The following is a 12,576-nucleotide window of genomic DNA, read 5'->3' on the forward strand; positions in this document are numbered from 1 at the left end:
TCCAGCTAGCGTCGGATGCCGGTGGCGAACGGCAAGGTGTTGACGAAGGCGCGGTGGTGCTCGCGGTCACACCATTCGAGCTTCAGGTAGGACTTGCCCGCCGAGGCGCGGATGGTGCGCTTGTCGCGGGCGAGGGCTTCGGGGGAGCGGGAGGAGACCGTGATGTACCCGACCAGGTTGACCCCGGCGGCGCCGCTCGCGAGGTCTTCGCCGCGCTGGTCGAGCCGGCCGTGCGCGGCGATGTCGCGGGGGTCGACGGTGCGGTTCATCTTGGCGGCGCGGCTGGCGTCGGCCTCGTCGTTCGTCTTCTCCGTGAGCATGCGCTCGATGGCGATCTCGGTGGGTTCCAGGTCCATGGTGACGGCGACCGTGCGGATCACGTCGGGGGTGTGGACGAGGAGCGGGGCGAGGAAGTTCACGCCGACCGGGGTCATCGGCCACTCCTTGACCCAGGCCGTGGCGTGGCACCAGGGGGCGCGGGTGGAGGACTCGCGGGTCTTGGCCTGGAGATAGGTCGGTTCGACGGCGTCCAGTTCGGCGGGCCAGGCGTTGCGCTTGGTCATGGCCTGGATGTGGTCGATGGGGTGGTCCGGGTCGTACATGGAGTGCACGAGGGAGGAGAGGCGGCCCTGGCCCAGCGGCTGGCGGACGCGGATGTCGGCCTCGGCGAGGCGGGCGCAGATGTCGGTGAGCTCGCGGGCCATGACGATGGCGAGGCCGGCGTCGCGGTCGACCCTGCGGCCCTTGTGGGGGGTCGCGGCGCGGGCGATGGTGTGGGCCTCGGCGGCGAGTTCGCGGGTGAAGTGGATGCAGGCGACGAGGTACGCGCGGTGCTGCTCGGAGGAGGTCGACACCATCGACTGGAGCTGGTCGTACGAATCGCGCAGCCAGACCGGGGCGTTGGTGTCGCCGCGGGCGGCCACGTCCTTGTCGTGGGCCTCCGGGTCGGCGGGCAGGGTGCGTACGAGCATCTGGAGGCGGGTGACGAAGCCGTCGCCGTTGGCCACGTGCTTGAGGAGGGTGCCGAAGCGGTCCACGAGGGCCTCTTGGTCCTCGCTGTCGCGCAGGCCGACGCCGGGGCCCTCGATCTCGATGGCGGCGGTGACGGTTCTGCGGTCCGCGTGGAGCAGGACGGCGATCTCGTCGGGGCCGAAGGGGGCGGCGAGCCAGTTGATGCGGCCGATGCCGGGGGGCGGGCCCACCTCGACCTCGCGGCCGTCGCCGGCGCGGATGCCGGCCTCCATGGCGCCGGAGCGGAACGTCGTGCCGCGGCGCAGGGTGCGCTTGTAGCTGCGGTTGATTTCGAACCAGCGGTAGAAGGTGCGGCCGCGGTAGGGGACGTAGACGGCGGCGAGGGCGAGCATCGGGAATCCGGCGAGGGAGACGATGCGCAGGGTGAGGGCGGGGACGAGCAGGCCGCTCATCATGCCGAGGAACGCGCCGACGATGATCAGGGCGATCTCGCCGGTCTCGCGGTTCTTGCCGACGATCGCGTTCGGCCGGGCCCGGCCGATGAGATACGTGCGGCGGGGCGTGACCGGGTGGAGCTGGTGCGACTGGGTCGTCACCGCCCGTCACCTCCTGTGTTCCTCGTGCTGGAGCCCGTACGGGGCGGGGGTGCGGCGGCGGGGGCGCCGCTGTTCCCGCCGCCGGAGCCGCGGCTGCTGTGGGCGGCCATGCCTCCGGAGATCTGGTTGTCGCCGCCGGCGCGGTGGGCGCCGCCGCCGCTGTTTCCGCCGCCGCCGCCGCCGCGGCTGCTGTGGGTCTTGATGCCCTGGGAGACGAGGGAGGCCGGGGAGCTGATGACGGCGGCTGCCTGGGCGCCGTCGGTGGCCTTGCTGCGGTTGGTGCGGGCGGAGGCGATCTCGTCGCCGAAGCCGGGGACGAAGCGGTAGATCATCGCGGAGGCGAAGATCGCCAGCAGGATGATGGCGAGGCCGGAGACGACGGCGGAGAAGGCGTTCGGGCCCTTGTCGCCCGCCAGGGCTCCGGCGAGGCCGAGGACGATGACGATGACCGGCTTCACGAGGATGACGGCGATCATGATGCCCGCCCAGCGGCGGACGTGGCCCCAGAGGTTGCGGTCGACGAGGCCGGCGTAGACGACGGTGCCGAGCAGGGCGCCGACGTAGAGGAGCGCGGCGCGGATGACCAGTTCCAGGCAGAGGATGCCTGCGGCGAGCACGGTGACGAGGGCGACGACGATCAGCATGATCGGGCCGCCGCCGATGTCGTCGCCCTTTTTGAGGGCCTCGGCGAAGGAGCCGAAGAAGACGTCCGTCTGGCCGCCGGTGGCGGAGGCGATGACCTCGGTGACGCCGTCGGTGGCGGAGACGACGGTGTAGAGGATCAGGGGGGTGAAGGCGGAGGCGAGGACGGTGAGCCAGAGGAAGCCGATGGCTTCGGACATGGCGGTGGTGAAGGGGACGCCGCGGATGGCTCGTTTGGCTACGGCGAAGAGCCAGAGGACGAGCGTGAGGATGGTGGAGGCGGCGAAGACGATGGCGTACTGCTTGAGGAAGGCGCCGTTGGTGAAGTCGACGTTGGCGGTGCCGTTGACCGCTTTGCTGAGTTCGCCGACGATCCAGGCTGCGGCGTCGGCGCAGCCCTTCGCGAGGGAGGAGAGGGGGTTGAGGGCGTCGGCGGGGTCGCTGGGGGCGAGGCCTGCGCCGGGGCCGTTGGGGCTGGTGCCTTCTCGGTTGCAGTACTGCTTCGCCGGTCCGATCAGCAGGTCGCACGGATCGTCGCTGGGCAGTCGCGACGGGGTTGGCGTGGGGCTCGGGGCGGCGTAGGCACGGGTCGCCAGGCCTGCGATGGCCAGTTGGGCGGAGGTGACCAGGCCGACCCGGAGCCTGAGGCTAGCGGGCATAGGTGAAGCCTCCGAACTCCTTGACGGCCTTGCTGATGTCCTCGGAGGGCGACGCGACCGCGTCACCGGGAACCGGTGCCGGACCGTCCTGCTGGGAGTCGGAGACGACCTTCCAGTCTCCGCTCGACCAGACCAGTTCGAACGTCCAGGTCTTCCATGTGGTGCGTACCGGGTCGGTGGACTTCGGACCGGACATGCCGATGAGGCCGGTGTACCAGACGGAGACCGTCGCGCTCGTGGGCGCGTAACTGTCGACTCGGGTGCCGACGGGGACGGCGCGGGTGACGAAGGAGCTGCCCTGGGGAGGGTTGCCGTTCGCGTCGAGTCCGAGCTTCGCGAGGAACGGAGCGGAGTACGCCTCGTCCTGAGGAGCTCTCATCTTCGACGCGACGTCAGGGATGTAGATCCCGTCCACGAGCGCGTGCCGGGTGTTCTTTCTGAACATCCCGTCAGAGCCCAGCGCCACCGCGTAGTTCGCCGCCGCGGACTGGGCGCCCTGTTCGGTCTGGGCGAAGCCCTTCGGGATGCCTGCCGACTTGCCGTCCACCGGGGCCACGCCCGTGGCCGCCGTCGGGTTGGTGGCGGTGGGGGCCTTGTCGGCGGTCGGGGGGGTGTCCGGGGTGCGGGACTGGTTGGCGAAGGCGATGGCTGCGATGAGGAGGACCACCACGCCGACGACCGTGACCAGGCCTCTGGAGGTGCGGCGCGGTGGGGCGTACGGGTCCGAGGGCTCGGCGAAGCGGGTACGGGTCTGGCCGGTGCCGCCGACCTCGCCGCCACCGTATTGGTCGTCGGTGCTCATTCGGTGTTCGCCCCCTCCGCGTCGTACGACGGTAGCGCTGGTATCCGCGCAGGCGCGGCGTGGTGAGTCCTCATCAGGGCTCGGGCTAGACGGCCATTCCGTAGACGATCGTGAAGAGGGTGCCCAGTGAGCCGATGATGAAGACGCCCGTCAGGCCGGCCACGATGAGGCCCTTGCCCTGTTCCGCGCTGAAGGTGTCGCGCAGTGCGGTCGCGCCGATGCGCTGCTTGGCCGCGCCCCAGATGGCGATGCCCAGGCAGAGCAGGATCGCTACGGCCATGACCACTTCGATCATGATCTTCGCCTCGTTGCCGAGACTGCCGAACGGCCCCCAGTTCGGGGCGATTCCGCCGATGATGGTGGTGATGTCGCCCTTTTCGGCTGCCAGGATCATGTAACTCACCGCCCCTGTATGGGTAGTTCCGGTAGCCCGTGCCCGGACGGCAGGGGTCACGCTCTATCTTCCCTGATGAAACCGCCGTCGGATGTCGACTTGACTGCTCTCTTTACCCGATCTGTCGCCCCGGGTGTCGTTCGTATGTCCTGACCTGGGGTCGGGCGGCGTGTGGGGGAAAGAACGTATGGTCACTCTGTGTATCACGCGGGGTGACTGCGGGCAATGATTGTCGTCCCGGTGGGCTGGGTGGCTCCCGTGGGGGCGCCGTTTGGCGCAACGGGTCGCGGTCCGGTCGACCGTACCGATGGCGTTCTCCGACATTCCGTCAGCCGTCGCGCCTGGTCGTTGGTTGCGGGCGCGGTGCCTGCGGGGGTGTCCGGGGCCGGGTTGCGGGTGGATGCGCCGGGGGCGCACGCGTGTCCGGTGTGCGCCGTCCGGCGTCGAGCCGGTTGTCGGGGCCGGCCTGCAGCCGCCTTACGGGAGCCAGTGCGCGGGGCGGGTCAGGGAGGGCGGGATGCGGGTCGCGGGGTTGCCCCGGGCCGCGTTCAGCTGGGGCTGCGTGAGGAAGAGGGCGTCCGTGAGGTCGGCGTCGCGCAGGTCGGTGTCGCGGAAGTCCGCGCCGATCAGGTCGGCCGTGCGCAGGTCGGCGCCGCTGAGGTCGGCGGCGATCAGGTAGGCGCCGCGGAGGTTGGCGCCGCGCAGGTCGGCTCCGGGGAGGCGGGCGCCCATCAGGTCGGCGCCGCGGTGGTTCTTCTTGCGGCCCGCGACCTTGGCCCGTACGAGCTCGCTGGTCTTGAGGAGCAGGGTGTTCACCTGTTGGCGCAGCGGGGTGATGTCGAAGTCGGCGAGGGCCTCGGGGGTCGCCGCGGTCCACCGGGTGGTGTCGGTCAGGGTGGTGCGCAGGTCGGCGTGGAGCGGGCGGGCCGCAGGGAGGGTGAGGGCCTCGATGAGGTAGGAGAGCAGCTCGTGCAGGTTCCGCATCACCGGGAGGACCGCGAACATCGCGCCGGCGGTGTCGGGGTGGGAGCGCCAGTCGCGGCCGCCGAAGGTGACCTGGGAGACCTGCTGGCCGGCGCCGAAGCAGTCGAAGACGGTGCAGCCCTGGAAGCCCTGGTCGCGCAGCTTGGTGTGGATGCCGCAGCGGAAGTCCTGCCGGAGGTTCTTGCAGGGGGTGCCGGCGGGCTTGTTCACGGCGAAGTCGGTGGACTTGGAGAAGGGCAGGGCCACGCAGCAGAGCGCGAAGCACTGGGAGCAGTCCGCTTGCAGGAGGGGGAGCGGAGCGGGGGCGGCGGGGCGGGCGGGGCCGGAGGGGGGAGGCGTGGGCACGTCCTCATTGTCTCCCCGTGGGGGACTTGGGTGGCCGTCGGGTGTCCGTGACGCGGAAAGCTCTTGATCGCCGCGGGCGGGTCCGGGGAGCATCGCCGTATGACCGAAGTGATCGCAGTAGCCGTCATCACCTTCCTCGCCGTCATCAGTCCCGGCGCGGACTTCGCCATGGTCGTGCGCAACAGCTACCTCTACGGGCGGCCCACCGGGCTGTTCGCGGCCGCGGGGGTCGCGGCCGGGGTGCTGGTCCACGTCTCCTACACGATGCTCGGGGTCGGTCTGCTGATCGCCTCGTCCGCCGAACTGTTCACGGTGATCAAGCTCGCGGGCGCCGCGTACCTGGTGTGGATCGGGATACGGACCTTCCGGGCGCGCACCGAGGTGGCCGTGGACCTGGAGGAGAAGGGCGGGCTGACGCCGCTCGGGGCGCTCCGGAGCGGGTTCCTGACCAACGTGCTCAACCCGAAGACCACGCTGTTCGTCGTGTCGACCTTCACGCAGGTGGTGGGGCCGGGGACCCCGGTGTGGCAGCAGGCCGGGTACGGGCTGTTCATGTCGGCGGCGCACCTGGGGTGGTTCGGGGCGGTCGCGCTGTTCTTCTCCAACTCCCGGCTGCGCGACCGGATGCTGAAGGCGCAGAAGGCGCTGAACCGGGCCATCGGCTCGGTCCTGGTGGGGCTCGGGGTGGGGCTGGGCTTCGCCCGCTGATCCTTTGGGATGGGGCTGGCGGGCCCTGATTACCAGTCGGTAGCGTGGCGCTCATGGGTGCCGAGAGTGGTGTCAGCGATCTGAGTGATGTCAGCGACGTCAGCGATGTCAGCGATGTTGAGGGGTTCTACGAGCGGATCGACGCGGGGCGGTTCCTGGCGACCGGCTACACGCGCGGCCCGTGGGATCCGGGTTCGCAGCACGCCGGACCGCCGGCCGCGCTGCTCGGGCGGGCGATCGAGGAACGGCCCGGCGGGCGCACCGACATGCGGATCGCCCGGATCACCTACGAGATCCTGCGCCCGGTGCCGATCGGCCCGCTGGAGCTGACGACCAGTGTGCTGCGGGCCGGTCGCGGTACCGAGGTGGTCGAGGCGGCGCTCGCCCCCGCCGGGGCCGCGCCCGTGATGCTGGCGCGGGCGCTGCGGATCCGGGTGGCGGGGGAGTCCGTACCGTCCGTGGTGCCCGGGCCGGAGCTGCCGCCGCCGGGGGAGGTGGGGCCGACGCCGTTCTTCCCGGTGCCGTGGGAGAAGGGCTACCACTCGGCGATGGAGACGCGCTTCACGCGGGGCGCGTTCGTCGAACTCGGTCCCGGAACCTGCTGGATGCGGATGAGGGTGCCGCTCGTCGCCGGGGAGGAGGCGCGGCCGCTGGACCGGGTCCTGGTCGCGGCGGATTCGGGGAACGGCATCAGCGCCGTGGTGGACTTCGGGCGGTACCTCTTCGTCAACGGCGACCTCACCGTGCACCTGCACCGCCATCCGGCCGGTGAATGGGTGGGCGTGGAGGCCCGTACGAGCGTGGACGCGGCGGGCATCGGGCTGGCGGACGCACGGTTGCACGACGAGAAGGGGCCGATCGGGCGGAGCGCGCAGAGCCTGTTCGTGGCGCCCCGGGGCTAGGCCGTCTCTTCCGGATCTTGCCTGGCCCGCGCCGCCCGGCACCGCGCCTCGCCGCCTTGGCGGAACGCCAAGTACGTCCAGTACTCCGGCGCCCCGCCAAGGCGCCGATGCACGGCACCGGACGACGCGGGCTCAACCGGCAAGATCCGAAAGAGACGGCCTGGGTGCAGAGTGCGGGTCGGTGGCGCCAAATAGGTCGTATCGTCCTATGAGTTCACTCGTCTGCCGGGATCCGTGCTCCAAGTGCCCCGGGTGGGGCGGTTCCTGCGGCGGTCCCCCGGCGGGATGATTCGACACGGGGTGGTGGGAGCCCCGGGAAAAGCCGTTCGATGGGGGAAGGTTGGCGGGTGCGCAGACTCTGGGTGGTCGGTGGAATCAGCTTCGGGGCATGCCTGTGCTTTCTCGCCCTGCTCGTGGTCGGTACGTACTCGGCGGCCGCGGGCATCGCCGGCGTGGGCGGGCGGGCCGGCGGGCTCGCGAAGGGTGCCGTGCCGGGGAAGTACCAGCCCCTCGTGCAGAAGTGGGGGAACCTCTGCCCGACGCTCAGCCCGGCGCTGCTGGCGGCCCAGCTGTACTCGGAGAGCGGCTGGAACCCGAGCGCGGTGAGCCCGGCCGACGCGCGGGGCATCGCGCAGTTCATCCCGGGGACCTGGGCGACGCACGGCATCGACGGGGACGGCGACGGCGACCGTGACATCTGGGACCCGAACGACGCGATCCCGTCCGCGGCTTCGTACGACTGCGAGCTGGCGCGCTACGTGTCCAAGGTGCCCGGGGATCCGGTGAAGAACATGCTGGCCGCCTACAACGCGGGTCCCGGCGCGGTGAAGCAGTACGGGGGCGTCCCGCCGTACCGGGAGACCGAGGGGTACGTGAAGACCATCACGAACCTCGCCAAGAGCTTCGAGGCCCCCGTCGGGCGGGTGGCGCCCTCGCAGCAGGCCGCCGGGGCCATCTACTTCGCGCAGAAGCAGCTGGGGACCCCGTACCTGTGGGGCGGGAACGGGACGCCCGAGCAGGGCGGGCGGTTCGACTGCTCGGGGCTGACCAAGGCCGCGTACGAGTCGGTGGGGATCGATCTGCCGCGCGTGGCGAACGACCAGTACAACGCCGGTCCGCATCCCTCGCGCGCGGAACTGCTGCCGGGGGACCTGGTGTTCTTCTCCGACGATCTGACGAACTCGCGGGAGATCCGGCACGTCGGGCTCTACGTGGGCGGCGGCTACATGATCAACGCTCCGTTCACCGGAGCCGTGATCCGCTTCGACAAGATCGACACGCCCGACTACTTCGGCGCGACGCGCGTGACGAAGGACGGGGCGGAGGCCCTGCCCCGGCACGAGGTCGTTGGCAACGCAGCGTGAAGCGAAGGCCCTGAGCTGCAACGATGAGTCACTCTTCGATAACGTTGGGGTGATCATTCGGTGGAGAGTGGAACGCAGCCGTCAGAACGGGCGTTCCATGGTCACCGGGGGCGGGACGAGCGGAAGCGCCGGATGGATCACCGGGGGCGAAGGGCCGCACATCGGCGTGCGGCCGTACGGGTACCAAGGCAAGGGCAAGGGGCCGCATCACCATGGCTGGACTCACAACAGGTGGGCCGAACGTGGATGTAAGCCTGCTGTACGAGATCAACGGACTGGCGCGGCAAGCCCCGGGCTGGCTGGACCGGACGGTCGCGGTCCTCGGCGAGTACGGGATCCTGCTGGCCCTCCTGCTCCTGGTGCTGTGGTGCTGGCGCGGAGCGCGCCGGCAGGACGAGCCCGCCGCCGTCGAATCCTTCGCGGCGCTCGTGTGGGCCCCGCTCGCCGCCGGGGCCGCACTCCTCCTGAACGTTCCGCTGCGGGAGTTCGTGGGCCGGCCGCGGCCAGCCGCGCAGCACGGCGGGGTCGAGGTGCTGGAATCCGGCGCCGGGCTCGGCCCCGGCGCCTTCTCCTTCGTCAGCGACCACGCGACGCTCGCGATGGCGCTCGGCGTCGGCCTGTTCGTCGCCCACCGCAGGCTCGGCTCCATCGGGATCGGACTGGCCCTGCTGGAGGGGTTCACGCGGGTCTACATGGGCCTGCACTATCCGACCGACGTCATCGGCGGGCTCGCCCTGGGCACCGCGGTGGTGCTGCTGCTCGCGCCGCTCGCGATGGCGCTGCTGACCCCGGCGGTGCGGGCGGTGGCCCGGTCCCCGCGGCTCGGCGTACTGGTCCGGTCGCGCGACCGCGTGGTGGCCCGGCCGGTGGGCCTCGCGGCGACGGAGCCGGCGGGGCGCGGGCACGAGAGCGACCTCGCCGCCTGACGCGCTGACCCGGGCGGTGCCCGGCGCGTCAGCCGATGCGGTACGAGTCCCAGACGCTCAGCACCACGGCCGCCAGCAGGCACAGCGCCGCGACCGCGAAGCAGACGCGGACCGCCGCCGGACGGGAGCGCGGGGGCGGGGTCACCGGTCGCCGCCGGGCTCCGCGGCGTCGGCATGCGCCTCGGCGTCGGCGCGCCGGTAGCGGGAGCGCAGCCACAGGCCGGTCGCGGCGGCCGCGGTGGTGGTGACTCCGATGGCCAGGGCGATGTCGCCGGGCCCGTCCGCCGTGCCCACGGGGCTGGCCCCGGCCGGGGTGGCGGGGACGAACGCGATCAGCAGGGCCCAGATGAGGGCGGCGAGTCGGGGCGCGGGTCCGGGCATGAGTCAAGGGCAACCGGTCCCGGGCGCGTCGGCCAGCCGGGCCGTCCGATCGGGCGACCCAGTCGGCGGCCAGGGGCGCGGTCGGGGGTTCGGCCAGGTCCGGACCGGCGGTGTGCCGGAGCCGGGCCCTTCGCGGGAAGCCCCGGGCTACTGCGGGGCGTGGCCGGTGGCGTCCTTGCGGGCCAGGTCGCGGGAGCGGCGGGCCGGGCCGCGCCAGCCGCACGTACAGGCGGCCAGGCTGAAGGAGCCCCGTTCGGAGGTGCTCGTGGCGTGGTCGGCGGATGGCGTCGGCGCCGGGTCAGTGCCGGGACCGGGGGTGCGGGGCAGCGGCACTGCGGCAAGCGGAGGGACGAGAGTCGCTTCGGTGTGCGGTTCCACTCCACCAAGGTACCGGGCCGGGGGCGGGCGGGGCACTGGCCCGGCGCGAGGGGGTCGTGGCCGTGACGGGAGGCCCGGGACCTCGTTAAGCGGAGCGGGTGGGGGCCTCGGGCAAACAGCGGTCACGCGTTGGGGGTTGGCAGGCGATGGTGGTGGACCAGCACAGGCGGAGGCGGGGTCGCGCGGGTCGGGCTGCGGCCGCGGTCGGCCTGGCCCTGACGGTGGCGGCGTTGAGCGGATGCGGTGGCGACGCCGTGGCGGGCGACGACGCCCGGCCCGCCGACGACCCCGCGGCGACGGTCCGCGCAGCCGCCGACGCGCTGCTCAGGACCGGGAGCGCGCAGACCCGTACGGCCATGGAGATGGCGACCGGCGGCACCCGGGTCACGATCCGGGGCGAGGGCGGGGTCGACTTCAAGAACCGGATGGGGCAGCTGCTGGTCATGCTCCCCGACGACGCCAAGGGCAAGGCGGAACACCGGCCCATCACGGAGCTGCTCGTACCGGGCGCGCTCTACATGAAGAACCGGGGCGCGGGCGTCCCCGACGACAAGTGGGTCCGGGTCGACACGACGGCCCTCGCCGACGGGAACCTCGTCACCGGCGGGGCCACCGACCCGATGGCCGCCGCGGAGCTGCTGCGCGGGGCGCAGGAGGTGACGTACGTGGGCGAGACCGAGGTGGCCGGGACCAAGGTGCGGCACTACCGGGGTACGACGGACATCGGGCGGGCCGCGGCGCAGGCCTCACCGGCGGTGAAGGGGGCGCTGGAGGCGGCGGCGAAAGGGTTCAGCAAGGGTGCGGTGCCCTTCGACGCCTACCTCGACTCCGAGGGGCTGCTGCGCAAGGTCCGCCATCGCTTCACGTACGTCAACAACGGCGTGATCGATGTGTCCTCCACCACGCTGCTCTACGGCTTCGGGACCCCGGTCACCGTCGTCCTGCCGGACGAGGGGGACATTTACGCCGGGAAGATCGCCGATTAGCCGGCCGGAGCCCCCGGCGGAGGCGGGATCGGGCCATGGCCGGCCGTCCGCCCGGTGTGGGGGGGCCGGAAATGGTCCATCCGTGTCATGTGCGCCGCGCCGCGCGCTCCCTACGCTGAGAAGCCGAGCGCCGGCGACCGGACGACGGCAGATTGAGGTGACGCGCGTGACTCCCGCAGGCGGTTCGACGGTGCAGGACCTCGTGGCTCTGGCCGAGATCGAACTGTGCGGAGAGCTGATCATCGCGGCGTCGGCCGTGGCCGAGGAGAGACTCAGCCAGGACCGGATCGACGAGGTGCTGATGGGCGTGTGGTCCGGCTGACCCCCGTTCCCCCGGTCAGGTGCGCAGCAGCCTGGCGATCGCCTTCGTCGCTTCCTCGACCTTGGCGTCGATCTCTCCCCCGCCCTTGACGGCCGCGTCGGCGACGCAGTGCCGCAGGTGCTCCTCCAGCAGCTGGAGCGCGAAGGACTGGAGCGCCTTCGTGCTCGCCGAGACCTGGGTGAGTATGTCGATGCAGTAGACGTCCTCGTCGACGAGGCGCTGGAGGCCCCGGATCTGGCCCTCGATCCGGCGCAGGCGCTTGAGGTGCTCGTCCTTCTGGTGGTGGTAGCCGTGGACCGTGCCGGGGCCCGTGTCCGCGGTCGTACCCGTGTCGGCGCCCGTGGCCGTGTCCGCGGCCGTGGTGGCTCCGGAGCCCTCCGCCTGGATGGCAGTCATGCGTCCTCCCGTGGTCCGGAATGGGGGACCTATACCCCTCATGGGTATAGGGTACCGGCCCTCGGCCGCAGGGGCAGGGGCTCGTGGTCCTCACTCTGCCTGATGGAGGACACTGGGGAACGGCCGGTTAGCCGTGGCCGGGGGATGCGCCTAGCATCAGCCTGACCGAATCCAATGCACCCCGAGGACCTCACGTGCGATTTCGTCTGACCCCCAGGGAGACGAGCTTCTACGACATGTTCGCCGCATCCGCGGACAACATCGTCACGGGCTCCAAGCTCCTCATGGAACTGCTCGGAGCGGACATGTCCGCCCGGGCCGAGATCGCGGAGCGGATGCGGGCAGCGGAGCACGCGGGAGACGACGCGACCCACGCGATCTTCCACCAGCTCAACTCCTCCTTCATCACGCCGTTCGACCGCGAGGACATCTACAACCTGGCGTCCTGCCTCGACGACATCATGGACTTCATGGAAGAGGCGGTCGACCTGGTCGTCCTCTACAACGTGGAGGAGCTGCCCAAGGGTGTCGAGCAGCAGATCGAGGTACTGGCGCGCGCGGCCGAGCTGACCGCCGAGGCCATGCCCCACCTGCGGACCATGACCAACCTGACCGAGTACTGGATCGAGGTCAACCGCCTGGAGAACCAGGCCGACCAGATCCACCGCAAGCTGCTCGCCCAGCTCTTCAACGGCAAGTACGACGCCATCGAGGTGCTGAAGCTCAAGCAGATCGTCGACGTGCTCGAAGAGGCGGCCGACGCGTTCGAGCACGTCGCGAACACGGTGGAGACCATCGCGGTCAAGGAGTCCTGAACCT

Annotated in this window: 15 protein-coding genes; 7 read left to right on the forward strand and 8 right to left on the reverse strand. The window is 71.3% G+C overall.

Going from position 1 to position 12,576, the window contains the following annotated elements; genetic code table 11:
- Positions 1–5 precede the first annotated feature (5 nt).
- The 5 genes from OG276_RS19595 to OG276_RS19615 form a co-directional block, all read right to left on the reverse strand.
- Positions 6–1,568 (reverse strand): SCO6880 family protein, encoded by a 1,563-nt coding sequence (locus OG276_RS19595; protein ID WP_266907229.1) that lies wholly within the window; start codon positions 1,566–1,568, stop codon positions 6–8.
- Positions 1,565–2,869, reverse strand: a complete 1,305-nt coding sequence (locus OG276_RS19600) for a hypothetical protein (RefSeq protein WP_266907231.1) — start codon at positions 2,867–2,869, stop codon at positions 1,565–1,567. The genes OG276_RS19595 and OG276_RS19600 overlap by 4 nt, the downstream gene beginning before the upstream one ends.
- Positions 2,859–3,671 (reverse strand): hypothetical protein, encoded by an 813-nt coding sequence (locus tag OG276_RS19605; protein ID WP_266907233.1) that lies wholly within the window; start codon positions 3,669–3,671, stop codon positions 2,859–2,861. The genes OG276_RS19600 and OG276_RS19605 overlap by 11 nt, the downstream gene beginning before the upstream one ends.
- A gap of 85 nt (positions 3,672–3,756) precedes the next feature.
- On the reverse strand, positions 3,757–4,065 hold the full coding sequence (locus OG276_RS19610) for a hypothetical protein (protein WP_031145169.1): 309 nt from the start codon (positions 4,063–4,065) through the stop codon (positions 3,757–3,759).
- 477 nt (positions 4,066–4,542) lie between these two features.
- Positions 4,543–5,394 carry a pentapeptide repeat-containing protein gene (locus OG276_RS19615; protein ID WP_266907235.1) on the reverse strand — a complete coding sequence of 284 codons (852 nt, stop codon included), beginning with the start codon at positions 5,392–5,394 and terminating at the stop codon, positions 4,543–4,545.
- Positions 5,395–5,493: 99 nt separating this feature from the next.
- Between OG276_RS19615 and OG276_RS19620 the strand changes: the two genes are divergently transcribed.
- The 4 genes from OG276_RS19620 (at position 5,494) to OG276_RS19635 (ending at position 9,294) form a co-directional block, all read left to right on the forward strand.
- Complete coding sequence (locus OG276_RS19620; protein WP_266907237.1) at positions 5,494–6,102, forward strand: LysE family translocator; 609 nt, start codon at positions 5,494–5,496, stop codon at positions 6,100–6,102.
- A 53-nt stretch (positions 6,103–6,155) separates the two neighbouring features.
- Complete coding sequence (locus OG276_RS19625) at positions 6,156–7,004, forward strand: thioesterase family protein (RefSeq protein ID WP_266907239.1); 849 nt, start codon at positions 6,156–6,158, stop codon at positions 7,002–7,004.
- Positions 7,005–7,351: 347 nt separating this feature from the next.
- The gene (locus OG276_RS19630) at positions 7,352–8,368 is read left to right on the forward strand and encodes a bifunctional lytic transglycosylase/C40 family peptidase (RefSeq protein WP_323182347.1); all 1,017 of its coding nucleotides are present in this window, start codon (positions 7,352–7,354) and stop codon (positions 8,366–8,368) included.
- A gap of 212 nt (positions 8,369–8,580) precedes the next feature.
- A complete protein-coding gene (locus OG276_RS19635; RefSeq protein WP_266907244.1) occupies positions 8,581–9,294 on the forward strand; it encodes a phosphatase PAP2 family protein in 714 nt (237 codons plus the stop codon).
- A 141-nt stretch (positions 9,295–9,435) separates the two neighbouring features.
- Here the strand turns inward: OG276_RS19635 and OG276_RS19640 are convergent, their stop codons facing one another.
- On the reverse strand, positions 9,436–9,675 hold the full coding sequence (locus OG276_RS19640; RefSeq protein WP_266907246.1) for a hypothetical protein: 240 nt from the start codon (positions 9,673–9,675) through the stop codon (positions 9,436–9,438).
- 147 nt (positions 9,676–9,822) lie between these two features.
- Positions 9,823–10,008 carry a hypothetical protein gene (locus OG276_RS19645; protein WP_266912937.1) on the reverse strand — a complete coding sequence of 62 codons (186 nt, stop codon included), beginning with the start codon at positions 10,006–10,008 and terminating at the stop codon, positions 9,823–9,825.
- Positions 10,009–10,199: 191 nt separating this feature from the next.
- On the opposite strand from OG276_RS19645, the gene OG276_RS19650 reads away from it, so the two are divergent.
- The gene (locus OG276_RS19650) at positions 10,200–11,039 is read left to right on the forward strand and encodes a hypothetical protein (RefSeq protein ID WP_266907248.1); all 840 of its coding nucleotides are present in this window, start codon (positions 10,200–10,202) and stop codon (positions 11,037–11,039) included.
- Between the two features lie 166 nt (positions 11,040–11,205).
- Positions 11,206–11,361, forward strand: coding sequence for a hypothetical protein (locus OG276_RS19655; protein ID WP_250744641.1), 156 nt, complete (start codon positions 11,206–11,208; stop codon positions 11,359–11,361).
- Between the two features lie 15 nt (positions 11,362–11,376).
- Here the strand turns inward: OG276_RS19655 and OG276_RS19660 are convergent, their stop codons facing one another.
- Positions 11,377–11,757, reverse strand: a complete 381-nt coding sequence (locus tag OG276_RS19660; protein ID WP_266907250.1) for a metal-sensitive transcriptional regulator — start codon at positions 11,755–11,757, stop codon at positions 11,377–11,379.
- A 194-nt stretch (positions 11,758–11,951) separates the two neighbouring features.
- On the opposite strand from OG276_RS19660, the gene OG276_RS19665 reads away from it, so the two are divergent.
- Complete coding sequence (locus tag OG276_RS19665; protein ID WP_266907252.1) at positions 11,952–12,572, forward strand: DUF47 domain-containing protein; 621 nt, start codon at positions 11,952–11,954, stop codon at positions 12,570–12,572.
- Positions 12,573–12,576: the final 4 nt, after the last annotated feature.

The organism is Streptomyces sp. NBC_00086, assembly GCF_026343255.1.
Taxonomy (GTDB): domain Bacteria; phylum Actinomycetota; class Actinomycetes; order Streptomycetales; family Streptomycetaceae; genus Streptomyces.

Bases quoted from the DNA above. Each gene is read 5' to 3' on its own strand.
- OG276_RS19660 (WP_266907250.1), bottom strand. From the start codon at position 11,757: ATGACTGCCATCCAGGCGGAGGGCTCCGGAGCCACCACGGCCGCGGAC.
- OG276_RS19610 (WP_031145169.1), bottom strand. From the start codon at position 4,065: ATGATCCTGGCAGCCGAAAAGGGCGACATCACCACCATCATCGGCGGA.
- OG276_RS19650 (WP_266907248.1), top strand. From the start codon at position 10,200: ATGGTGGTGGACCAGCACAGGCGGAGGCGGGGTCGCGCGGGTCGGGCT.
- OG276_RS19620 (WP_266907237.1), top strand. From the start codon at position 5,494: ATGACCGAAGTGATCGCAGTAGCCGTCATCACCTTCCTCGCCGTCATC.
- OG276_RS19625 (WP_266907239.1), top strand. From the start codon at position 6,156: ATGGGTGCCGAGAGTGGTGTCAGCGATCTGAGTGATGTCAGCGACGTC.
- OG276_RS19600 (WP_266907231.1), bottom strand. From the start codon at position 2,869: ATGCCCGCTAGCCTCAGGCTCCGGGTCGGCCTGGTCACCTCCGCCCAA.
- OG276_RS19605 (WP_266907233.1), bottom strand. From the start codon at position 3,671: ATGAGCACCGACGACCAATACGGTGGCGGCGAGGTCGGCGGCACCGGC.
- OG276_RS19640 (WP_266907246.1), bottom strand. From the start codon at position 9,675: ATGCCCGGACCCGCGCCCCGACTCGCCGCCCTCATCTGGGCCCTGCTG.
- OG276_RS19635 (WP_266907244.1), top strand. From the start codon at position 8,581: ATGGCTGGACTCACAACAGGTGGGCCGAACGTGGATGTAAGCCTGCTG.